This window comes from Bradyrhizobium hereditatis (assembly GCF_020329435.1).
Classification (GTDB): Bacteria; Pseudomonadota; Alphaproteobacteria; order Rhizobiales; family Xanthobacteraceae; genus Bradyrhizobium; species Bradyrhizobium hereditatis.
Map to the genome: position 1 here is coordinate 366,300 of NZ_JAGKJK010000001.1, position 23,091 is coordinate 389,390.

Genomic DNA, 23,091 nt, shown 5'->3' on the forward strand with positions numbered 1-23,091 from the left:
CACACAGTTCAAAATTTGCTTCGAAGAAGGGGAACGGAAATGAAGAAACTGGTACTTGCCGCTTCGATCCTCGCCGCCAGCGCGATGAGTGCGTTCGCCGCAGACATGCCGGCCCGCATCGCGAAGGCGCCCGTGGCGCCCCCGGTCGTTACCTATGACTGGTCCGGCATCTATTTCGGCGGCGCGGTTGGCGGTGTCTGGCACGAAACCGGCGGCAATTTCTTCAACGCGCCGGGCTTCCTCTGGAGCACGGGCAACGGCGACGGCTCGTTGCTTTACGGTGGCTTTGCCGGAATCCAGAAGCAGTGGGGCAACTGGGTGTTAGGCATCGAGGGCGGTTACAATGCTCTCGACAACGGCTTCAATAGCACACTTGGCGGTGGCGTTCCTGGCGCGGCCTGCGGCTATCCCATCGGTACGGCCTGCGAAAGCCGTCTCAATAACATGTGGTATATCGGCGGCCGGGTTGGTTATGCCTGGAACCGGTTCATGCTGTACGGGCAGGGCGGCTTCGCTCAGGCTGATATCGATACCCAAGGATTCACTCTTCCGGTCGGGCCCGCGTTCTCGTTCGCGGGTGCCACTCATAACGGCTGGTATGTTGGCGTCGGTGCCGAATACGCGGTTCTCGACTATCTGATCCTCGGCATCGACTACAAGCACTACGAGTTCGACAGCGCGCAGCACAATTGTAACCTTGCACTGGCTAGCTGCGTCGGTCCGCAGGACTTCCGCAATGTGGACGCGACCGCCGACGCCGTCATGGGCCGGGTGAGCTTCAAGTTCAATCCGTGGCCTGCTGCACCGGTTGTTGCCAGGTACTGATTGTTGCGAGGTACTGAAAACTAGTACTTCTGTGAGGAAGCCCCGGCCTTGGCCGGGGCTTCTTTCTTTGTACAGGATCCAGGGCGGCCTTGTTCAGACGGGAAGCCAGATGCCCGCCTAGCCCATGATCGAATACCCGCCATCGACGGGAATCGCCGTGCCGGTGAGGAAATCCGAGGCGGGCGAAGCGAGGAACACCGCAATCCCGGCAAAATCATCGATGCCGCCCCAGCGCGCCGCCGGCGTGCGGGCCAATACTCGCTCGTGCAGGCCGCCGATCTCCTGGCGCGCACGCTTGGTGAGGTCGGTATCGATCCAGCCCGGCAGCACGGCGTTGACCTGGATGTTGTCGGCCGCCCAGGCGCAGGCGCAGGAACGCGTGAACTGCACGATGCCGCCCTTGCTGGCAGCATAGGCTGGCGTGAAGCTGGCGCCGAAGATCGACATCATCGATCCGATATTGATGATCTTGCCGCCGCTGGCCGCCTTCATGGCGGGATAGACCGCCTGCGAGCACAGGAACGCGCTGGTGAGATTGGTCTGGATCACGCTGTCCCACTCGGCGATATCAAGCGCATGCGGCGGCTTTCGGATGTTGATCCCGGCATTGTTGACGAGGATGTCGATCCGGCCCAGTTCGCGCACCACACGCTCGGCCATGGTTGCGACTGCTGCCTTGTCGGTGACGTCGGTAGCCACGGAAATCGCCCGGGCGCCGCCTTGCGCAAGCTCTGCGACCGCGGCTGCCGATTTGGCTTCGTTGCGCCCGACCACAGCGATCGCCGCACCGGCTTTCGCAAGCCCTCGGGCCATACCGAGCCCGATACCGCCATTGCCGCCGGTGATGATGGCGACCTTGCCTGAGAGGTCGAAGAGTGTTGTTGCCATTGTTGTTATCCAGTTTTTGTAGGATGGGTGGAGCACACAGCGATACCCATCATCAATCCCAACGCACAAAGTCGATGGGTATCGCTGCCGCTCCACCCATCCTACAAGCCTACGAATCTAACGACTGCCTTGCCAGATCAGGATCAGGCCGACGGCGGCGAGCAGCGCACCATACCCCGCCCATTGCAGTTGATTGATCATGAAGCTCGAGCGCGGCCAGGGTATCACTCCGGTGCCCTGACCGATCCACAAAAGACCGATCGCGAGCGCCAGAAAGCCGATGATCAAGAGCGATCTGGCCATGCCTTCTCCGTTGCCGTGACGTGGCAAAGGCATTCTTCGATTGTCTTTGGGCCGCTCCGGGAAACCATTGCCCACGGGGGGCCGTAGCTTTTGATCGAATACAAAGCGGGCCGGCTTCGCAAGACGGAAGAGCGGTCAGACGAGCCCTCGCTACTGATCTCAGGCATCGGCCGCGCTGAAGCGATGGCCTATCGCGACACGCGCGGGCAGGCGATGACGGATTAGGATTGGTCGGAGATCGAGTACCGGCTGCACTGGGCGTACCGGTCGCTGAATGCGGCGGTGGCAGGGAACTGACAGGATGATCTCAAGGGGGGAGAGCCGATTCAGTGCCCCGGACGGAGCGCAGCGCGTAGCGATGCGCTGCAGAGCCGGGGGCCCATTGGTCGAAACGGAGAAATGGGTCCCGGCTCGGCGGTGCCGCGTTGCCGGACGATGCTACGCATCGCCTAGGCCGCACCGCGTCCGGGACACGCGATGTGCCCCTGAGCTCATGCCAGATTCTTGGCAACAAAAAAGCCCCGGACCATGCCGGGGCTTTTGAGCTGCTGAATTAGCTTGGCAGGTCAGTACTTGGCCTGGATCGGAGCCCCGCTCCAGTTGAAGCGATAGACCAGCGAGGTGCTGATGGTCTGCACCCAAGGCTTGAAGGTAACGGCTGCGCCCGTCGGAAGACCGGTGGCGACAGCAGTTTCCGGAAGCGAGATGCGGTCATAGAACGCCGAGCGGTATTCGGTCTTCATAAACCAGCCAGGTGCGGTGATACCAAAGATGTCGAGATTGTTTTCGACGCCGCCGCCAATGAACCAGCCGTTACGCTGGAAGGATCCCGTGGTGGCAAGAGTCGGGCCGCCTCCCGGAGCCAGCGTTGACATGTTGGTGCCCGACCACTCTGAACCGGAGTAACCGCCGTTTACGTAGGACAGTACGTTCGGAGCAACCAGGTAACCGACCCTGACGCCGGCTGCGTAGCTGGTCTCGAGTTTCTCGCGGCCTTCGATGCCGAAGAACGGATCGCTGAGGGAACCGCGGATGTCGCCGAACTGTCCATCGCCGAAGATACCTGCCACCCACCGGCCGGCGAACTGCCAGTCGTAACCGATACCAACGGTACCGAACCAGCCGCTGCCACCCAGACGTTGATCCCGGGTAAGGGCAAGGGGAGCTCCGGGGAAGGTCTGCACGTTGCTGTCGGCAGCCCACAGGCCACCGCCGGCGCCGCCGAAGATGTAGAAGCCGGTCCAGTTATATGCGGGCGCAACCGGCGCCGGGGCCTTGGTGTAGGGGCGGGCAGCGAGGTCAGCCGCCGAGGCCGATCCGGTGAACGCCGCCAGCGCCGTCAGAGCGAGCAGTACCTTTTTCATTCTCAATCCCTCAGTCCAGAAGCGACTATTCTGATCGCTCTAACGATGCGCGAGCACCCGATTCCCAAAACCCAGTGCCGTGACTATACGCAGTTCTGGCCAAAATGCTGTTGCGAGAGGAACACAGCTCCCCGGAATCGGGGGTTGCAAATACGCCTAGAAAACAGGCAACATTCGGCGCTATCCGGCCATATCGGCCGAAAATAGCCCGAAAACAGCCTGAAATCGCGAAATCAGACGTCCAGCAGCTCGTCGCTGGCGAATTCCGCCTTGTCGGAAATGAAGGCGAATCTGGCCTCGGCCTTGGTTCCCATCAGCCGCTCGACAGAATCGGCCGTGCCTTCGCGGTCGTCGGCCAGGAGCACCACGCGGAGCAGCGTGCGCTTGGCCGGATCCATGGTGGTTTCCTTGAGCTGGGCCGGCATCATCTCGCCGAGGCCTTTGAAGCGGTTCACCTCGACCTTGGCGTTGGCGTTGAACTCGCTCTTCAGCAGCGCCTCCTTGTGTGCATCGTCGCGTGCATAGACCGACTTGCTGCCGTGGGTCAGCTTATAAAGCGGCGGCACCGCCAGATAGAGATGGCCTTCATCGATCAGCCGCGGCGTCTGGCGATAGAAGAAGGTGATCAGCAATGACGCGATGTGCGCGCCGTCGACGTCGGCGTCCGTCATGATGATGATGCGGGAATAGCGCAGATCCTCTTCGCGATAATGCGCACCTGTTCCGCAGCCGATCGCCTGCATCAGGTCAGAGAGCTGCGCATTCGCGGTCAGCTTGTCCTTGCCGGCGGAGGCGACGTTGAGGATCTTTCCGCGCAAGGGAAGCACGGCCTGAGTCTTGCGGTCGCGCGCCTGCTTTGCGCTGCCGCCGGCCGAGTCGCCTTCGACGATGAAGAGTTCCGAGCCTTCCTGAGCGCTGTTGGTGCAGTCGGAAAGCTTGCCGGGCAGGCGCAGCTTCTTCACTGCGGTCTTGCGCGAGATTTCCTTCTCAGCGCGGCGGCGCAGCCGTTCGTCGGCGCGCTCGATGACGAAATCGAGCAGCTTGTTGGCCTGCAGCGGATTGCCCGATAGCCAGTGATCGAACGGGTCCTTGATAGCCTGCTCGACGATCTTCTGCGCTTCGGCAGTCGCGAGACGATCCTTGGTCTGGCCCTGGAATTCAGGCTCGCGCACGAACACTGAGAGCATCACGGCAGCTCCGACCATGACGTCCTCCGACGTGACGGATGCGGCGCGCTTGCCCTGGCCAATGCGCTCGGCGTGATCTTTGAGGCCGCGCAGCATCGCGCTGCGCAGACCGGATTCGTGGGTGCCGCCGTCCGGCGTCGGCACCGTGTTGCAGTAGGAGGAGAGGAAGCCGTCGGCGTCTGCTGTCCACGCGACCGCCCATTCGCACGCGCCATGCGCGCCGTTGCGCCCCGATTTGCCGGAGAAGATATCCGGATGGACCAAAGTGTCGGCGTGAATGGCGGCGGCGAGATAGTCTTTCAGGCCGCCCGGGAAGTGGAAGCTGGCCTCGGCCGGCACATCCTCGACGCCCTTCAGCAGCGCAGGATCGCAGCGCCAGCGAATTTCGACGCCGCCGAACAGATACGCCTTGGAGCGCGTCATCTTGAATAGGCGCTGCGGCTTGAACGCCGCCTTGGCGCCGAAGATATCGGTATCAGGCTTGAAGCGGATGCGGGTGCCGCGGCGGTTGTTGATCTTGCCGAGATCTTCCAGCTTGCCCTTGGGATGGCCGCGCTCAAAGCTCATCCGGTAGAGTTTCTGGCTGCGCGCGACTTCGACCTCGAGCCGCGAGGAGAGGGCGTTGACGACGGAGACGCCGACGCCGTGCAGGCCGCCCGAGGTCTCGTAGACCTTGGAGTCGAACTTGCCGCCGGAATGCAGCGTGCACATGATGACTTCGAGCGCCGACTTCTTCGGAAATTTCGGGTGCGGGTCGACGGGGATCCCGCGGCCATTGTCGGTGACGGTCAGAAAACCATCGGCGGTCAGCTCGACCTCGATGAACGTCGCATGTCCGGCGAGCGCCTCGTCCATGGCGTTGTCGATGACTTCGGCGAAAAGGTGGTGCAGCGCCTTTTCGTCAGTTCCGCCGATATACATGCCGGGGCGACGGCGCACCGGTTCCAATCCCTCGAGCACCTCGATATCGGCCGCGGTATAGCCGGCCTCGGCGCCCGTTGCCCGCGAGGCAGCCTTCGGCGCAGCACGGCCCTTCGATTCCGCTCCAAAAAGGTCTGGCTTGGATTTCGTAGCTGATTTCAATGACTTGGACATGGCTCTTTAGGTGGTGCGCGCGATCTCGCGCGGCGAATCGGTCACTCTGACTATGCCACGGATGGGCTTAAAAGGTGACGATGGGCAAGGCGCCTGCGCCCGTTCTGCCCGTCGTGCCGGATCGCAGCGCTGTATCAGCCTTGGTCGGCGCTGAATAGATGGCCGCAACGCCCCGCTTTGATCCGGATTGATCGCTTTTTCCGCTGGCATTAATCGCTGGCGCCGGGACCGGGAGGGCGGCTATCACGGCCCGTGCCGGCCTTTGTGACTTGAAGCCACGCAAGCGGCTGGCTTAGCTGTCGCAACCTTGAATCAGCTAAAATTCAACGGCGCAAACGGGGCGGGGAAGGCATTCAGGACATGGAAGACTTTGCGCGCGCTCTGGCTGATTTCGTTCGCGACAATCAGGCCTGGGCCGTCCCGATCGTCCTTGTGCTGGCATTCGGCGAATCGCTGGCCTTCGTCTCGCTTGTGGTGCCGGCCTGGGGGGCGCTGGTCGCAATCGGCGCGCTGATCGGCGTCAGCGGCATCAGCTTCTGGCCGGTGTGGCTTGCCGGCGGCATCGGCGCGGCGCTCGGCGACTGGGTCTCCTACTGGTTCGGCTATCGCTACAAGGAGCACGTCGCTGAGATGTGGCCGCTGTCGCGCTATCCCGAGATCCTGCCGCGCGGTGAAGAATTCGTAAAAAAATGGGGCGTACCCTCGATCTTCATCGGCCGCTTCTTCGGACCGCTGCGCGCCTCGGTGCCGCTCGCCGCCGGCATCTTCGAGATGTCCTATTGGCCGTTCCAGATCGCCAACTTCGTCTCGGCGCTGATCTGGTCGGCCGTCCTGCTGCTGGTCGGCGACGTCATGGGCAAGCTCGCCGAATGGCTGTGGCGGGTGGTGTAGGCGCGGGCTGGAATAAGCCGATGATCCGGGTGTTAGCCCCCAAGATATCGGGGCCATCTTCGCGGTGCCGTCGCGCGGCCGTCGTCGCACTATCGCAGAATCGCTGATAGCTTCCGCGGCAACCGAACGACAGGCGGCAACAGGACATCCCGCAGAACCGTTTCCATCGTCTCAACTGGGAGGACATCACCATGGAATTGACACGTCGTCACGCACTCGCTGGCGCCGCGGCGCTCGCCGCCACGCCGCTCGTGCCGGCAATGCCCGCCAGCGCCGCTGCGCCGCCGGCGGAGAAGCAGGCGCCAAGCTTCTATCGCTACAAGGTGGGCGATGCGCAGGTGACGGCGATCTCCGACGGCGTCAACAATTTCGCGCTGCCCGACACCTTCGTGCTCAATGTGAAGAAGGAGGAGGTCAACGCGGCGCTGGAAAAGGCCTTCATGCCGAAGGACAAGATGTCGATCCAGTTCGCGCCGCTCGTCATCAACACCGGCGGCAAGCTGGTCGTGGTCGATACCGGCAACGGCGCGGCCGCGTTCGCATCGAGCAAGGGCAATGTCGGCCAGTTCGGCACCAACATGGTCGCCGCCGGCTTCCACCCCAAGGCTGTCGACATGGTCGTCATCTCGCATTTCCATGGCGACCACATCAACGGCCTGCTCACCGCCGAGAACACACCGACATTCCCCAATGCCGAGGTGCTGGTGCCGGCGGCGGAGTGGAAATACTTCATGGATGACGGCGAGATGAGCCGGGCGCCGGAAGGGCGGATGCAGACCGTGTTCAAGAACGCGCGTCGCGTGCTCGAGGCCGGGCTTAAGAAGAAGGTCACGCCCTATGAGTGGGGCAAGGAAATCGCGCCGGGACTGACGGCGGTGGAAACCATCGGCCACACGCCGGGCCACACCTCCTATGTCCTGGCGTCAGGCTCCGACAAGGTGTTCATCCAGTCGGACGTCACCAACCTGCCGGCGCTGTTCGTCACCAATCCGGGCTGGCACCTGATGTTCGACCAGGATCCGGCGCTCGCGGAAAAGACCCGCCGCCGGGTCTACGACATGCTCGTCGCCGACAAAATGCGGGTGCAGGGCTTCCATTATCCGTTCCCGGCCAATGGCTTCGTCGAGAAGGACGGCAATGGTTACCGGCTGATCCCGGCGCCGTGGAATCCGGTCATCTGACGCCAGCGCGGGCCGGAATGGCAGCCATAACTTGACGCCAGGCGGGCGCGGCCTTATAGCCGCGCCCATGATTTTCGCTTCGACCATTGCCAACGCTCGCCGCCGCCGCACCATCGCGGTTCGGGCGGTCGTCTGCGTTTGAGATCGTCGCCCCTGCCGCCGGATCCGGTCCCGCGGCTTCTTCCCTTACCAAGAAACGCGGTCTGAACTGGCGGCTCCTACGTCAAGCAGGAGTTTGAGATGTATACGCCTCCAATGTTCAAGTCCGACCGCGCCGCGAGCCTCGCGTTCGCGGAAGCGCGCGGCTTTGGCCTGGCTTGCGCGTGGGATGGCAACAAGCCGGTCGCCTCGCCGCTGCCGTTTTACTTGACCTCCAGTGCTGACGGCACGCCGCGCGCGGCGTTTCATGTTGCCCGTCACAATCCGTTGGTAAAGCTCGCCGACGGCACGACGCAGTGGATGTTGGCCGTCACCGGTGCTGATACCTATGTTTCGCCGGACTGGTACGTCTCGCCGGATCAGGTGCCGACCTGGCTCTATCAGGCGGTGCATCTGACCGGCCCGGTACGAACGATGTCGGAGGACGAGCTCGCCCGGCAGATCGATACGCTGAGCGCGAAATTCGAAGAGCGGTTGTTGCCAAAGAAGCCCTGGCTGTCATCGAAAATGACCGCGGGGCGGCTGGCAGCGATGAAAAAGGCGATCGTGGGCCTTGAGATGGTGGTCGAGGAGGTCGAAGGCAGCTTCAAGCTGAACCAGCACAAATCGGAGGCCGACTATACGGCGCTCGCCCACGTGCTGGCGCAAGGCGACGCAGATGCGCGCGAAATCGCAAGCCAGATGCGCACAGCGCGGCCGATGGCATTCGCCGCCGAAACGTTACAAGACAATCAACTGATTTCTGAAAGGAACGCGTGATGAGCTCGAAGAAGAAGATCGGCATTCTCGGCGCCTCCGGTTACACCGGCGCCGACGCGGTGCGCCTCCTGGCGCGGCATCCGAACGCCGAGATCACGGCGCTCACCGCCAACACCCATGCCGGCAAGGCGATGGGCGATGTCTTTCCGCATTTCTTCATGCTGGACCTGCCCAAGCTGGTCGAATGGGAAAACGTCGAGTGGACTTCGCTCGACGCTGTGTTCTGCGGGCTGCCGCACGGCACCACACAGGAAATCATCGCTGCCGTGCTCAAGGCCAATCCCGACATCAAGGTGCTCGACATGTCCGCCGATTTCCGGCTGCGCGACAAGGACACCTATGCGCAATGGTACGGTCATGAGCACCGGGCGCTCGAACTGCAGAGCGAGGCGGTCTATGGCCTGACCGAGTTCTACCGGGACAAGATCACGTCGGCGCGGCTCGTCGCCTGTCCCGGCTGCTATCCGACCGCGGCGCTGCTCGCGCTGGTACCGCTGGCGAAGGCAAGGCTGATCGACGTCCAGGACATTGTCATCGACGCCAAATCGGGCGTTACGGGCGCCGGCCGCGGCTTGAAACAGAACACGCTGTTCAGCGAGGCGGGCGAGGGGCTGTCGCCCTATTCGGTCGGCACCCACCGGCATGCACCGGAGATCGAGCAGGAGATCGGCGTCGCCGCAGGCACGGCAGTGACGGTGAACTTCACGCCGCACCTGATCCCGATGGCGCGCGGCGAACTCTGCACGTCCTATGTCAAGCTCGTCGGCGGCGCGACGCCGGATGATCTGCGGGGCGCGCTGGAAAAGGCCTATGCCAACGAGCCTTTCGTGCATGTCGTCAAGAAGGGTGTGCTGCCGCAGACCCAAAACGTGCGCGGCTCCAACTATGTGCAGATCGGCGTCGTCGCCGACCGCATCAAGAACCGGGCGATCGTGATTTCCACGCTCGACAATCTGGTGAAGGGCTCGGCCGGACAGGCGATCCAGAACATGAACCTGATGTTCGGCCTGCCCGAAACCGCCGGGCTGGAGCAAATCGCGCTGTTCCCGTGATGTGAGGTGCTGCGGTGGATGAAGCGACGCTGCAATTCTACCGCAGCAATGCGGAAGCCTATGCGAGGCGTGAGATCACCTCCCGCCATGCGCGGCTCACGGCGTTTCTCGCGCTGTTGCCGCCGCGCGCCGTCATTCTCGAACTCGGCTGCGGGGCAGGCGGCGACACCGCGGAAATGCTGGCGTGCGGGTTCGACGTTCGTGCGACGGACGGTTCACCGGAAATGGCAGCGGTGGCTTCGAAGCGCCTCGGCCGCCCCGTCGAAACGCTGTTGTTTCATAATCTCAAGGAGGTCGAGGCTTACGATGGCGTTTGGGCGAACGCTTGCCTGCTTCATGTTCCACGTGAAGAGCTTGCAACAGTGCTTTCGCTGGTATGGCGCGCGTTGAAGCCGCGCGGCGTGTTCTACGCCAGCTACAAGGAAGGCGACGCCGGCGGACGCGACACGCTCGATCGCTACTACAACTATCCCTCGCAGGACTGGCTACGTGCTACCTATGCCGCGGCGGGGAAATGGAATTCGCTGTCGATGGAGCGCGGCGAGGTCAAGGGATTTGACGACAAGATGGCACCAATGCTGTTCGTCTTCGCTCAAAAAGCGCCTGACTTTCGTCCAAGTTGATAATTTGCCTGGAAATTGCTGATCGCTGACCGGGCGGGGAATTCCCGGCGGGAAGATGTGGCTGACGCGCTACAGCATTAGAGAACGAATCCAGTAGAACCATTCCGAAGTACCGGCAGTGCCTGTGTCGGGACGTTCTGGAAATGCCGGACTGGGAATGCCGTTAATGAAAATGAAGAAGTATCTGCTGGCCACCGCGCTCGTTGGCCTGGGCTCCGCCCCGACACTCGCCGCAGACCTCGCTGCCCGCCCTTACACCAAAGCCCCCGCACTGGCCGCCGTCTATGACTGGACCGGCTTCTACATCGGCGTCAACGCCGGCGTCGGTCTTGGCCGCGATCGCTTCCAGCATGATTGGCTCGGCGTAGGATCGGTCAATTCGTTCTACGTCTCGCCGCAAGGCGGCTTCGGCGGCGGTCAGGTCGGCTATAATTGGCAGACCGGCTCGTTTCTCGGACCGATCGTCTTCGGTATCGAGGCGGACATTCAGGGCGCAGGCCTCGATGACCGCACCACCTTCAGCGAGGCCGGTGTTCTGAGAAGCTACAGCCAGAAGCTGGATTGGTTCGGGACGGCGCGTGGACGAATCGGCATCGCGAAGGGGCCCGTGCTGAGCTATTTCACCGCCGGTTTCGCCTACGCCAACGTCAAGACCAATGCGAGCGCATCGTTCGGCGGCATCACCAACACATTTTCGAACGAGCGCACGGCGGGCGGTTGGGTGATCGGCAGCGGCGTCGAAGCCGCGCTGGGCGGCAACTGGACCGGCAAGATCGAGTATCTCTACTTCAATCTCGGCAACAAAAGCGACCTCGCCACGTTAGGCGCCACCACGCCGATCCAGACCGAACTGCGCGAGAACATCTTCCGGGTCGGTCTGAACTACCGGATCGGCGGCAGCGCTTATGCGCCGGTCGCGGCCGCAAACTGGGCCGGCTTCTATCTCGGCGGCAATTTCGGCTCTGGCATCGGACGCGACCGCAGCACGCTGAGCATTCCGGCAGTGCCGATCCTTCAGACCTTCAACCTCGCACCCGACGGCATCAATGGCGGCGTGCAGGCCGGCTACAATTGGCAGGCGGCCAACTGGGTGTTCGGTCTTGAGGCCGATATCCAGGGCAGCACCCAGCAGGATGACAAGACCTGCATTCTCTCTTGCACGCCCGGGCTCACGGCGGCTTACGACGCCACGCTGCCGTGGTTCGGCACGGTGCGCGGCCGGCTGGGCTATTCGGTCGGATCGACCTTGTTCTATGCGACCGGCGGTCTTGCCTACGGCAGCGTCAAGACCAAGATCAACACGACCTCCTTCGTCGGGCCGGTGACACAATCGTTCGAGCATACCAAGACCGGCTGGACCGCGGGCGCGGGCATCGAGACGCCGTTCACGCTGCTCGGATTGCTGGGCCCGAACTGGACGACCAAGACAGAATATCTCTACGTCGATCTCGGCTCGACCTCGGACAACTTTGTCTTCGGCGCTGTTCCGGCGACGGCAACCCGCTCAGTCACCGAACACATCTTCCGCACCGGCATCAACTACCACTTCAATTCGCCTGTTGTTGCCAAGTACTGAGTGGCGTTGGGAACGCCAAAGAGAAACCCCGGAGCCGAGCTGCGGGGTTTCTTCTTTCTCTAGATGAACGAGAGTTCCTCAAACCACCTTGAAGATCGCCAGCGCCAGAACGGCCTGGGCGAGGAAGCCGACGGTGAAGGCGAGCGTGCGGAAGACTGGCAAGCCGAGCGTGTAGACGATCAGATGCGCGACGCGGGCCCAGAAATAGACCGCGCAGGCATAGACGGTCCATTTGGTGGAATAGTCGAGATCGTGCAGGATCAGGACCAGCGGGGCAAAGATTATCAGGTTCTCGACTGCGTTGTCGTGGGCGAACATCAGCCGATTGGCCCATTCAGCGTGCGGCTTGTCGCTGCGCGAAGGATTTGCCATCGCCCCGGAAAGCCCGCGCACCTGACAGCGGTTGATGATGTAGGGGATCCACATCAGCCCGGTCAAAATCACGGTCAGAGTCAGCCAGAACAATTCACTCGTCGGTGTCATTGTCTTCCCCTCAACTGATTTCGAATCCCGGCGCGGGATATCGGGTTATCTCTACTACGTCACAGTCGTTCAAACCCTCATCCTGAGGAGCCCGCGGAGCGGGCGTCTCGAAGGATGTAGGCCACCGACGGGCCTCATGGTTAGAGACGCGCTTCGCGCTCCTCACCATGAGGGGCTCATGACGCAGCAGGACTATAGCGAAGTGGGCGCCGCAGCGCTATGCACGGACCTTGACGTAGCTGCCGGGCGCGTCCTCGATCGGCGGCAGTTCCTCCGAGCCGACGGCGCGCGCGGGCACGCGCTCGGCGTCGATGCCTTCCAGCCATTGCAGCCAGTTGGGCCACCACGAACCCTTGTGCTCGGTGGCGTTCCTCAGCCACTCGGCGAGCGAGACGTTCTTGATGTTGTCGTTGGTCCAGTACTGGTACTTGCCAGCCGCCGGCGGGTTCACGACGCCCGCGATATGGCCCGACCCGGACAGCACATATTTGACCGGGCCGCCGAAGAACTGCGAGCCATAGAGCACGGAGTCCGCCGGCGCGATGTGGTCCTCGCGGGTCGCCAGATTGTAGACGGGCACCTTGACCTTCGACAGGTCGAGCAGCGTGTTGTCGAGCACCATGCTGCCGGAGGAGAGTCGGTTCTCCAGATAGCAGTTGCGCAGGTAATAGGAATGGTTGGCCGCCGGCATGCGCGTGGCGTCGGAATTCCAGTGCAGGAGGTCGAAGGACGCGGGCTGCTGTCCCTTCAGGTAGTTGCTGACGACGTACGACCAGATCAGGTCGTTGGAGCGCAGCATGTTGAAGGCCATCGCCATCTTGCTGCCTTCGAGAACGCCCCGCGCCTCCATCTCGCGCTCCAGCGTCGAGATCTGGTCCTCATCGACGAACACCAGCAGATCGCCGGCATGGGTAAAATCGACCTGCGCAGCGAAGAGTGTCGCCGAGGTGACGCGCTGGCGCCGTTTCTCGGCGAGCCAGGCCAGCGTCGAGGCGAGCAGGGTGCCGCCGACGCAGTAGCCGGCGGTATGGACTTTCATCTCGCCCGTCACCTTCTCGATGACGTTCATCGCGGCGAGCGGGCCTTCCTTCATGTAGTCGTCGAAGGTCTTCTTGCCGAGTTCCTTGTCGGGATTGACCCAGGAGATCACGAACACCGTGATGCCCTGATCGACGCACCATTTGATGTATGATTTTTCCGGCTTGAGATCGAGAATGTAGAACTTGTTGATCCAGGGCGGCACGATCAGGAGCGGGGTGCGCAGCACCGTTTCCGTCGTCGGCGTATACTGGATCAGCTGCATCAGGTCGTTCTGGTAGATCACCTTGCCCGGCGTCGTCGCCATGTTGACGCCGACGACGAGGTTCGACGGGTCGGACTGGCGGATTCGCAACGTGCCGCGTCCGGCCTCGATGTCCTCGGCCAGCATCTTCATGCCGCGAACGAGATTATCGCCGCTCGTGGCCAGCGTCTCGCGCAGCACTTCCGGATTGGTGAGCACGAAATTCGACGGCGAGATCGCGTTGGTGATCTGCTGCACGTAGAACTCGGCCTTCTTGCGCGTATGCGGATCGATGCCTTCGGCGTTCTTCACCAGCTCCTGCGCCCACTGCGTGGTGAGCAGGTAAAGCTGCAGGATGAAATCGAAGAACTGATTCGATTTCCACTCGGGGTCCTTGAAGCGCTTGTCGCGCGGCGACGGCTCGATTGCGGGCTTGGCCGCTTCGCCTGCCATGCGACGCGCCGCCGAACCCCAGAGATCGAGATAGGCCTTGCCCAGCTTGGTCTGCAATTCCGCGGCGCGCTCCTTGTCCGAGAACCAGTATTCGGCGACCGCAGAGAATGTCTTGATTACTTCACCGATTTCGCTGGGCGGCTTGTCCTTTGGTTCCCCGTCCTCGCGCGGCTTGAGATAGGCCGCGAGCGCCTGGCCGCTCGACTCCATCGCTCTCGCGATGTTCATGGCGAAGGCTTCGGCGTTGAATGTTGTCGAAGCCTGGGTTTCGGTGTTGACGTCACTCATATCAGGAACACTATAGCTTCATTTTGCGTTCGTCACCGCGCGGATTGATGCAATGGTTTTGATTAACCAACCTGTTGCACTGCGATAAAGTTTGCGTGTTCGGACACATTGCAGCCGCATCGGCTCGATTTGCTCTTTGGGCTTTAATCGTTTCGCGCAACAATGGTTTGAACTACTACAGCGAAATCAACGCGCGGGACGATTTAGCGTTGCAAAGCTCGTACCAGCGTATCCATATGACGTCGGGATATGCATGTGCGCGGCATAGGTAGTTGGGGATTTCCGGACGGATGCCGGTAAGCCGGACGATAAGGCTGTGGCCGATGGCGGCGCTGTGCGCGGCAACGATCGCGCTCGGCGGTTGCTCGACGCAGATCGCGGATATGCCGTCGCTTGGCCTGCCGGCGGACGCGCCCGAGCGCCCGAAGGAAGCCGGTGGCTATTTACCGGTTCATGACCTGCCGCCGGACCGCACTGAGGAGGCGATGAAGCCGGCCGAGCTGGCTAAAATCCAGGCAGAATTGACCGCCGCCCGGGACCGTCAGGCCGCTGCAGCCAGCCCGGCTGCCCCGGCAAAACCGGCCAAGAAGTGAGAAGAGCCGTCATTTTGAAGCGCTTCCCCGGCGCTGACCGCCCCCGAAATCAGGTCCGGACAGAGCGTGAAAACACTATAAATCTGGCGCTGCCAGGCTCCCATGGTAAAAGAACCCAATTCAACCGCATTGCGGGCCCAGAGCCTTAACGACCTCGTGCCTGAATTCGCGCTAAATCATTGATTAAGCGCCATTTCTGAACGAAACCGCGATACGGTTTCGATTCTCGCGAGAGTTCCCCGATTCTGTCCCGCCGGTTGCCGGAGCAAGGGTCCCATGGAAGATTTTTACCGTATCCGCCGTCTGCCGCCTTACGTGTTCGAGAAGGTCAACCAGGCCAAGGCAGCCGCGCGGAACGCCGGGGCCGACATCATCGACATGGGCATGGGCAATCCGGACCTGGCGACGCCGCCCCACGTGCTCGAGAAGCTGAAGGAGACGCTGGGCAAGCCGCGAACCGATCGCTACTCGGCCTCGCGCGGCATCAACGGGTTGCGCAAGGCGCAAGCCGCCTATTACGCGCGCCGGTTCGGCGTAAAACTCAATCCGGACAGCCAGGTCGTTGCGACGCTCGGCTCTAAGGAAGGCTTTGCTAACGTCGCGCAGGCGATCACCGCGCCGGGCGACGTCGTGCTGTGCCCCAATCCGAGCTATCCGATTCATGCCTTCGGCTTTCTGATGGCGGGCGGCGTGATCCGCTCGGTGCCGTCGGAACCGACGCCGCAGTTTTTCGGGGCGGTCGAGCGCGCGATCATCCATTCGATCCCGAAGCCGATCGCGCTGATCGTCTGCTATCCCTCGAACCCGACCGCCTATGTCGCCGATCTCGATTTCTACCGGGATCTCGTGGCATTCGCGAAGAAGCACGAGATCTTCATCCTGTCGGATCTGGCCTATGCCGAGGTCTATTTCGACGACCGGAATCCGCCGCCCTCGGTGCTACAGGTACCCGGCGCCATCGATGTCACCGTCGAGTTCACCTCGATGTCGAAGACGTTCTCGATGGCAGGTTGGCGCATGGGCTTTGCCGTCGGTAACGATCGGATCATCGCCGCGCTGGCGCGGGTGAAATCCTATCTCGATTACGGCGCGTTCACGCCGATCCAGGTGGCGGCGACTGCCGCGTTGAACGGGCCGGACGACTGCATCAAGGAAATGCGCGACACCTACCGCAGGCGGCGCGACGCGCTGGTCGAATCGTTCGGCCGGGCGGGTTGGGAAATTCCGCCGCCGCAGGCCTCGATGTTCGCCTGGGCGCCGCTGCCCAAGGCTTTCGAGGGCGTCGGCAGCATGCAGTTCGCGACCCTGATGGTAGAGAAATCCGGCGTGGTGGTTTCGCCCGGCGTCGCCTTTGGCGAGCATGGCGAAGGCTATGTCCGCATTGCCATGGTGGAGAACGAACAGCGTATCCGCCAGGCCGCACGCGGCGTGCGCCGTTTCCTTGAAAGCGGCATTGAAACGTTGCACAACGTGGTTCCTCTCGCCAACCGGCGCTAATTCCTTTTATTGCAGGTTCTCTCATTCATGGTCGCACCCCTGAGAGTGGGTATCGCGGGGCTCGGCACCGTTGGCGCCGAAGTGGTCCGTCTCATCGAGGAGCAGTCGCGGACGCTGTCGGAGCGCAGCGGGCGAGGCGTACGCGTCGTTGCCGTCACCGCGCGATCGAAAGCGAAAAAGCGCTCGCTCGACCTGCGCGGTATCGATTGGGCCAAGAGCCCGCTGGCGCTGGCCAGCGATCCCAACGTCGATTGCTTCGTCGAACTGATGGGCGGTTCAGGCGACCCGGCGCTGTCGGCGATCGAGGCGGCGCTGAAGGCTGGCAAGTCGGTGGTAACAGCCAACAAGGCGCTGATCGCCAAGCATGGAATTCGGCTGGCAAAAGCTGCCGAGAAGCACGGCGGCGCGTTCAACTACGAAGCGGCCGTCGGCGCGGCCATTCCCGTCATCAAGACCCTTCGCGAGGGGCTTTGTGGCACCGGCGTCAACCGAGTCTACGGCATCCTCAATGGCACCTGCAATTACATCCTGACCCGGATGGAGCAGGAGGGGCTGTCATTTGCCGAATGTCTGAAAGACGCGCAGCGGCTCGGTTATGCCGAGGCCAATCCATCCTTTGACGTCGACGGCCATGACACCGCGCAGAAGCTTGCGATCCTGGCGAGCCTCGCCTTCGGCACCAAGGTGGCGCAGAGCGCGGTCTATGTCGAAGGCATCTCCTCGATCGCGCCGGAAGATCTGCGCGCAGCGGAAGAGTTGGGATACCGCGTCAAGCTGCTTGGGGTGGCGGTGCGGACCACCAAGGGCATCGAGCAGCGCGTGCATCCGACCATGGTGCCGAAATCGTCCTCGATCGCGCAGGTGATGGGCGTCACCAACGCCGTGACCATCGACGGTGAGGGCATTCCCGCGATCACGCTGGTCGGTCCCGGCGCCGGCGGCGCTGCAACCGCGTCTGCCGTGGTTGCCGACATTGCCGACGTGGCGCGCGGCATTCGCGCAAAGCCGTTCGGTCGGCCCGTGGAGCGGCTACGCGATACCATCAAGGCGCCGATGGAGCGCCACGAGGGCGGCTATTACATCCGCTTGATGGCGCGCGACCTCGCCGGCACCGCCGCCACCATCGCAAAACGCCTTGCTGAACAGAAGATTTCGCTGGAATCGATCGTGCAGCGCCACCCCGAGGGCGTCGACGCGAACGGCGCCGCGAAAAAGGGATCGCCGGTTCCGGTCATCCTGATCACCTACGCAACCTCCGAAGACGCGGTCTACCGCGCGCTTGCGGCCGTTCAACGCGATAAAGTGATCAGCGGTCGGCCGCAGGTGATACGAATCGAGAAGAACTGACGCGGGGTCCGAACGGATCGCGCGCCAAAGCATTGATGCGGGCCGAGAAGGCCCGTGCAGGTTCATAAGGAGTAAGCCGATGTCGACCCATATTTCCGTTCCGCCGCAATTGCTGCTTGAGCGCATTCTCACGCTCGAAATCGTGCGGGTCACGGAACGCGCGGCGGTCTCGGCGGCGCGTTTGCGCGGCCATGGCCAGGAGAAGGCGGCGGATCAGGCGGCGGTCGATGCGATGCGCCGCGAACTCAACAAGCTGCCGATCGAAGGCACCATCGTGATCGGCGAGGGCGAGCGCGACGAGGCGCCGATGCTGTTCATCGGCGAGAAGGTCGGCCTGAACGCAGGGCCCCAGGTCGATATCGCCGTCGATCCGCTGGAAGGCACTACGCTGTGCGCCAAGAACATGCCGGGCGCGATCGCGACGATGGCGATGGCCGATGGCGGCACGCTGCTGCACGCGCCTGACGTCTATATGGAGAAGCTTGCGGTCGGTCCGGGCTACGACAAGGGCGTCGTCGAGCTTGACGCGTCACCGGCCGACAATGTCCGCCGGCTCGCCAAAGCCAAAGGCGTCGAGCCCGGCGCGATCACGGCACTGGTGCTCGATCGCCCGCGTCACGCCGACATCATCGCCAGCATCCGCTCAACCGGCGCTGCGGTGCGGCTGATCACCGACGGCGACGTCGCGGGTGTGATCCATTGCGCCGATCCTGACAATACCGGCGTCGATATGTATATCGGCACCGGCGGCGCGCCCGAAGGCGTGCTGGCGGCAGCGGCGCTGCGCTGCATCGGCGGCCAGATGCAATGCCGGCTGATCCTCGACAACGAGGAGAAGCGCGAGCGCGCGCACAAGATGGGCGTGACCGATCCGAAGATGATCTACGGTATCGAAGATATGGTCCGCGGCGACTGCCTGTTCGCGGCCACCGGCGTCACCACAGGTTCGCTGCTGTCAGGTGTCAAATTCCGCAAGGATGGCGTGATCGAGACCGAAACGGTAGTGATGCGCTCGGTGACCGGCACGGTGCGCTACATCAAGGCCGAGCACCGGCAGTTGGATAAGTTTCATCTCGACTGATTTAAACGTCATTCTGGGGCGATGCGCAGCATCGAACTATGATGCGCAATTGCGCATCTGAGAATCTCGAGGTTCCGGTCTGGTGCTAGCGCACCATCCCGGAACGACGGCGTAAAAACAAAAAGGGAAGGCGCTCGCATGTCCGACGTATCAGCCGTCAAAGCGCTGGTGTTCGACGTGTTCGGCACCGTCGTCGACTGGCGCACCAGCCTCATCAATGATTTCACGGCCTGGTCGAAGACCTCCGGCATCACGGCCGACTGGACTGCGCTCGTCGATGGCTGGCGTGCCGTCTACATGTCCTCGATGGACGAGGTGCGCAAGCATCCCGAGCGCGGCTATCAGATCCTGGATATGTTGCACCGGCGGTCACTGGAAAAGCTGGTTGCCGAGTTCGGCATCAAGGGGCTGAGCGATGCCGATCTGCATCACCTCACCATGGGCTGGCACCGCCTGCATCCATGGCCGGACAGCGTGCCGGGGCTGACGCGGCTGAAGAAGAAATACATCATCTCGCCGCTCTCCAACGGCAATGTCGCGCTGCTCACCAACATGGCGAAGTTCGCTGGCCTGCCGTGGGACCTGATCATGTCCGCGGAATTGTTCGAGCACTACAAGCCCGATCCCGAAACCTACCTCGGCGCTGCCAAATTGCTCTGCCTGCCGCCGGAGCAGGTGATGATGGTCGCTGCCCATAACGGGGATCTGAAAGCCGCGCAGCAGAACGGCCTCAAGACCGCGTTCGTCGCGCGGCCGACCGAGTATGGCCCGCTTCAGAAGTATGATTTCGAGGCGACGGGAGATTGGGACATCGTCGCCAAGGATTTTGGCGGCATCGCCGACCGGCTAGGATGCTGACGATCTCCGCGGGGCTTATGTCGTAGGATGGGTTGAGCCCTTCGCGAAACTTCGCACACCGAGGTTGATGGGTATCGCTTCGCTCCACCCATCCTACGCGCTTCCCTCGCAGCCTATCCCGCACCGGCCTGGATCACGCCGAACCAGCCGAGACCCTTATACGTCTCATAACCGGGCGTGGCGTGGAAGGCGACCATCGTTCCGGAACGGTCCTGGTAGAAGCCGGAGCGTCTTCCTTCGAGCTGCAGCGAAACCCGTTCGGTGAGCAGGCCCTGGCCGTCGGACGCGGCGATCACCCGGAAATTCGAATCGACCAGCAGCACACGGGCCTTGTCGGCGGCGCCGACGCGCACACCCTGGACGATGGCCCGCGCCTGCGGCTCCCAGTCGAAATGGATCGCCAGCACGCCGGTCGGCTTGCCATGGGCCTTGCCGCCTTCGCGAACGCTGGCGCAGTAGGTCACGACCTGGGCGTTGCCGAGCAAGGGCTGGCATTCGACGTCGCCGACGGCGTAATCATCGCCGGAGCGCAAGGTACGCGCTGTACGAAACCATTTGGTTGCCGCCACATTCTGGCCCACGACGTTGAAACGATCGGCGCGGCCATTGGCGAGCACATTGCCGTCGAGATCGCAGAGCCAGAGATCGAGATAGACAGTGTAAGCGCCGAGGATCACGGCCATCCGTTCCGACACGTGGGTGACGGCAGCCGAACTTGGCGTCGCCGCGCAATCGACCACGGCGGAATCGGTTGCCCACCAGCGCACGTCGCAGGTGCGCTCATAGAGGTTGCGGTCGATCAGCTCGATGGCGTTCAGCGACAGATCGACCATGCGCTCGCCACGCGAGCGGTCGGCCATCTCTGCGATCGAATTCATCAGATTGCCGGTCCGGTTGGTAAGCTGGCTTTCCAGCTCGCGGGCGATGGTCTCGACCTGCTGGCCGACGTTGCGGACCTCCTGCGCCACCACGGCGAAGCCTGCGCCTTGTGCGCCGGCGCGCGAGCTCTCGATCAGCGCGTTCAACGCCAGCATCTTCATCTGGTTAGTGATCTTCTGGATCGACTTGGTCTTCTCGCAGGCGACCTGGTTGACCTCCGCGGTCAGCCTCGCGATCAGCGCGGAAACGTCAGCCTCGTCCTCGGTACCAGCTGCATTGGTGGGCTGTTTGGCGATCTTTGCGGTTTGGGAGCGAAGCGCGACGGACATTGGCGGGAATTCCTCAGTCAATTGCCGATCTTCTGGCGGATCGGCGGAGACTCAACGCGAGCGTATCGACTCCTTTGTCGGGGATCATGGCTAACGATTGGTTTAAGTTCCGGCGGCTTGGAGGTAGTTTTGCCTGATCAAGTTGCACGTTCTTTGTGCAAGTTGTTTTTGGCGGCAGAAGTCTGGCGTCGCTCCCCGCGTGATTGCGTTTGCTGCAGGGGCGCTTTGCCCCTATTTCTCGAAGGAATCATGACGCTTCCCATATCCGCTCTGCCCGTTGAACCGCCGCCAGCCTTCCTCGGCGTGTCGTGTTCGGCGACCGGCAAATTGTGGCGCGACCGGCTCGATGCGCGGGGAGCGGCGCGGGCGCTGGCGATCACGCAGCGCTATCAATTGCCGGAGATACTGGCGCGGGTGCTGGCGGGCCGCGATGTCGGGATCGATGATGTCCAGGACTATCTCGATCCGACTATCCGCAAGCTGATGCCCGATCCTCACACCGTGACGCAGATGGAGACGGCGGCCAAACGGCTCTCTGACGCGGCACAGCGCGGCGAGAAGGTCGCGATCTTCGGCGACTATGACGTCGACGGCGCGACCTCGGCGGCGCTGCTGGCCTGGCATCTGCGCCATTGCGGGCTCGATCCGCTGATCCATATTCCCGACCGAATCTTCGAGGGCTACGGCCCCAATACGGAAGCGGTGCGGGCGCTGGCGGCCAGGGGCGCGACGCTGCTGATCACCGTCGATTGCGGCACCACCAGCCTCGAGCCGCTCGCGGAAGCGCGCAAGCTCGGCATGTCGGTCGTTGTCATCGACCATCACCAATGCGGGGAGACGTTGCCTGAGGTCGACGCGCTGGTGAACCCGAACCGGCCGGACGATCTCTCCGGCCTCGGTCATCTCGCCGCCGTCGGTCTCGTGCTGATCACGCTGGTCGCGGTGAACCGCGAACTGCGTGGCCGCGGCTTCTGGAACGCCGAACGGCCGGAGCCGGATTTGCTCGGCATGCTGCATCATGTGGCGCTCGGCACCGTGGCCGACGTCGCGCCGCTGATCGGACTGAACCGCGCCTTCGTCGCCAAGGGCCTGATCGCAATGCGTCGCCGCGACCATGTCGGCCATACCGCGCTGATGGATGTGGCGCGACTGAACGGCCCGCCGGAAGCCTGGCATCTCGGTTTCATGCTGGGGCCGCGAATCAACGCTGGGGGCCGGATCGGGCGCGCCGATCTCGGGGTGCGGCTGTTGCTTGAGGGCGACGTTTCGGAAGCGGCGCGGATTGCGGCCGAACTCGATCGGCTGAACAGCGAGCGCCGCGTCATCGAGCAGGCCGCCGAAGCCCAGGCTGAGGCCGAGGCGCTGGCCTCGCTCGGGCTGGAAGACAAGGGCGCGGTGATCGTGACAGCGTCCGAAGGCTGGCATCCCGGCATCGTTGGCCTCGTGGCTTCGCGCCTGAAGGAGAAGTTCGCGCGGCCCGCCTTTGCCATTGCGCTGGAGCCGGGTGGCATCGGCACCGGCTCCGGCCGCTCGATCTCAGGTGTCGATCTCGGCAAAGCAGTGCGGCAGGCGGTGAAGGATCGCCTGCTGATGAAGGGCGGCGGCCACGCCATGGCGGCCGGCGTCACGCTGCGGAAAGAGAAACTGGCGGAATTCCGCGCCTTCATGGAAAGCGCGCTGGCGGAAGATGTCGCCAATTCGCGTCACGAGAACGAGCTGTTCATCGACGGCGCCGTCAGCGCGCGCAGCGTGACGGTGGAATTCGCCAACACGCTGAACCGCGCCGGGCCGTTCGGGGCTGCCAATCCGGAGCCGGTGATCGCGCTGCCGGCGCACCAGCTCGTCTATGCCGACGAAGTCGGGCAGGCGCACTTGCGCGTGCGCTTCAAGGCCGGCGACGGCGCCATCGTCAACGGCATCGCGTTCCGATCGATCGGACAGAAGCTCGGCCATGCGCTGACGCAGAACCGCGGCCAGCTCCTGCATGTCGCTGCTACGCTCGCGGTTGATCGCTTCCAGGGGGCGGAGCGCGTGCAGATGCGCGTGCTCGACGTCGCGGTGCCGGATCCGGGACCAGCGGTGATACGCTAAATCAGAC

General features: G+C 62.9%; 21 protein-coding genes. 14 read left to right on the plus strand and 7 right to left on the minus strand.

From position 1 onward, the window contains the following. The first annotated feature begins 39 nt into the window (after nt 1–39). The gene (locus J6524_RS01875) at nt 40–825 is read left to right on the plus strand and encodes an outer membrane protein (protein ID WP_225668560.1); all 786 of its coding nucleotides are present in this window, start codon (nt 40–42) and stop codon (nt 823–825) included. Nucleotides 826–942: 117 nt separating this feature from the next. Here the strand turns inward: J6524_RS01875 and J6524_RS01880 are convergent, their stop codons facing one another. Further along, nucleotides 943–1,713: an SDR family NAD(P)-dependent oxidoreductase gene (locus J6524_RS01880; protein WP_225668561.1), complete on the minus strand. Its 771-nt coding sequence runs from the start codon at nt 1,711–1,713 to the stop codon at nt 943–945. Nucleotides 1,714–1,830: 117 nt separating this feature from the next. Further along, on the minus strand, nt 1,831–2,016 hold the full coding sequence (locus J6524_RS01885) for a hypothetical protein (RefSeq protein ID WP_225668562.1): 186 nt from the start codon (nt 2,014–2,016) through the stop codon (nt 1,831–1,833). A 90-nt stretch (nt 2,017–2,106) separates the two neighbouring features. On the opposite strand from J6524_RS01885, the gene J6524_RS37275 reads away from it, so the two are divergent. Then, nucleotides 2,107–2,241 carry a hypothetical protein gene (locus tag J6524_RS37275; RefSeq protein WP_283843212.1) on the plus strand — a complete coding sequence of 45 codons (135 nt, stop codon included), beginning with the start codon at nt 2,107–2,109 and terminating at the stop codon, nt 2,239–2,241. Between the two features lie 341 nt (nt 2,242–2,582). Here J6524_RS37275 and J6524_RS01890 read toward each other — a convergent pair whose 3' ends face one another. Together J6524_RS01890 and parE are read right to left on the minus strand one after the other, a co-directional pair. Then, entirely contained in the window at nt 2,583–3,380 is a 798-nt protein-coding gene (locus J6524_RS01890) for an outer membrane protein (protein WP_225668563.1), read from the minus strand. Between the two features lie 233 nt (nt 3,381–3,613). Beyond that, on the minus strand, nt 3,614–5,662 hold the full coding sequence (parE, locus tag J6524_RS01895) for a DNA topoisomerase IV subunit B (RefSeq protein WP_225668564.1): 2,049 nt from the start codon (nt 5,660–5,662) through the stop codon (nt 3,614–3,616). A 360-nt stretch (nt 5,663–6,022) separates the two neighbouring features. On the opposite strand from parE, the gene J6524_RS01900 reads away from it, so the two are divergent. The 6 genes from J6524_RS01900 to J6524_RS01925 all read left to right on the plus strand — a co-directional run bounded on the left by J6524_RS01900 (nt 6,023) and on the right by J6524_RS01925 (nt 11,903). Then, nucleotides 6,023–6,553 (plus strand): DedA family protein, encoded by a 531-nt coding sequence (locus tag J6524_RS01900; protein WP_225668565.1) that lies wholly within the window; start codon nt 6,023–6,025, stop codon nt 6,551–6,553. 191 nt (nt 6,554–6,744) lie between these two features. Continuing rightward, complete coding sequence (locus J6524_RS01905; protein WP_225668566.1) at nt 6,745–7,734, plus strand: MBL fold metallo-hydrolase; 990 nt, start codon at nt 6,745–6,747, stop codon at nt 7,732–7,734. Between the two features lie 240 nt (nt 7,735–7,974). Beyond that, entirely contained in the window at nt 7,975–8,652 is a 678-nt protein-coding gene (locus J6524_RS01910) for an FMN-binding negative transcriptional regulator (protein ID WP_225668567.1), read from the plus strand. After that, complete coding sequence (argC, locus tag J6524_RS01915; RefSeq protein WP_225668569.1) at nt 8,652–9,704, plus strand: N-acetyl-gamma-glutamyl-phosphate reductase; 1,053 nt, start codon at nt 8,652–8,654, stop codon at nt 9,702–9,704. The genes J6524_RS01910 and argC overlap by 1 nt, the downstream gene beginning before the upstream one ends. Nucleotides 9,705–9,718: 14 nt before the next feature. Next, nucleotides 9,719–10,327, plus strand: coding sequence for a class I SAM-dependent methyltransferase (locus tag J6524_RS01920; protein ID WP_225668571.1), 609 nt, complete (start codon nt 9,719–9,721; stop codon nt 10,325–10,327). 172 nt (nt 10,328–10,499) lie between these two features. Beyond that, nucleotides 10,500–11,903 carry an outer membrane protein gene (locus J6524_RS01925; RefSeq protein WP_225669306.1) on the plus strand — a complete coding sequence of 468 codons (1,404 nt, stop codon included), beginning with the start codon at nt 10,500–10,502 and terminating at the stop codon, nt 11,901–11,903. Between the two features lie 78 nt (nt 11,904–11,981). On the opposite strand, the gene J6524_RS01930 is transcribed toward J6524_RS01925, so the two are convergent. Continuing rightward, a complete protein-coding gene (locus J6524_RS01930) occupies nt 11,982–12,386 on the minus strand; it encodes an MAPEG family protein (RefSeq protein WP_225668573.1) in 405 nt (134 codons plus the stop codon). A 217-nt stretch (nt 12,387–12,603) separates the two neighbouring features. Next, nucleotides 12,604–14,409: a PHA/PHB synthase family protein gene (locus J6524_RS01935; RefSeq protein WP_225668574.1), complete on the minus strand. Its 1,806-nt coding sequence runs from the start codon at nt 14,407–14,409 to the stop codon at nt 12,604–12,606. A 323-nt stretch (nt 14,410–14,732) separates the two neighbouring features. On the opposite strand from J6524_RS01935, the gene J6524_RS01940 reads away from it, so the two are divergent. From J6524_RS01940 to J6524_RS01960, 5 genes are all read left to right on the plus strand, one after another. Further along, nucleotides 14,733–15,002 (plus strand): hypothetical protein, encoded by a 270-nt coding sequence (locus J6524_RS01940; RefSeq protein WP_225668575.1) that lies wholly within the window; start codon nt 14,733–14,735, stop codon nt 15,000–15,002. Nucleotides 15,003–15,278: 276 nt separating this feature from the next. Further along, nucleotides 15,279–16,499 carry an LL-diaminopimelate aminotransferase gene (locus tag J6524_RS01945; protein ID WP_225668576.1) on the plus strand — a complete coding sequence of 407 codons (1,221 nt, stop codon included), beginning with the start codon at nt 15,279–15,281 and terminating at the stop codon, nt 16,497–16,499. A 27-nt stretch (nt 16,500–16,526) separates the two neighbouring features. Further along, complete coding sequence (locus tag J6524_RS01950; protein ID WP_225668577.1) at nt 16,527–17,846, plus strand: homoserine dehydrogenase; 1,320 nt, start codon at nt 16,527–16,529, stop codon at nt 17,844–17,846. A 79-nt stretch (nt 17,847–17,925) separates the two neighbouring features. Next, a complete protein-coding gene (glpX, locus tag J6524_RS01955; protein WP_225668578.1) occupies nt 17,926–18,927 on the plus strand; it encodes a class II fructose-bisphosphatase in 1,002 nt (333 codons plus the stop codon). A 138-nt stretch (nt 18,928–19,065) separates the two neighbouring features. After that, the gene (locus J6524_RS01960; protein WP_225668579.1) at nt 19,066–19,785 is read left to right on the plus strand and encodes a haloacid dehalogenase type II; all 720 of its coding nucleotides are present in this window, start codon (nt 19,066–19,068) and stop codon (nt 19,783–19,785) included. 113 nt (nt 19,786–19,898) lie between these two features. Here the strand turns inward: J6524_RS01960 and J6524_RS01965 are convergent, their stop codons facing one another. Continuing rightward, the gene (locus J6524_RS01965) at nt 19,899–20,993 is read right to left on the minus strand and encodes a methyl-accepting chemotaxis protein (protein ID WP_225668580.1); all 1,095 of its coding nucleotides are present in this window, start codon (nt 20,991–20,993) and stop codon (nt 19,899–19,901) included. A gap of 249 nt (nt 20,994–21,242) precedes the next feature. Between J6524_RS01965 and recJ the strand changes: the two genes are divergently transcribed. After that, nucleotides 21,243–23,084: a single-stranded-DNA-specific exonuclease RecJ gene (gene recJ, locus J6524_RS01970; RefSeq protein ID WP_225668582.1), complete on the plus strand. Its 1,842-nt coding sequence runs from the start codon at nt 21,243–21,245 to the stop codon at nt 23,082–23,084. The last annotated feature ends 7 nt before the right edge of the window (nt 23,085–23,091 follow it).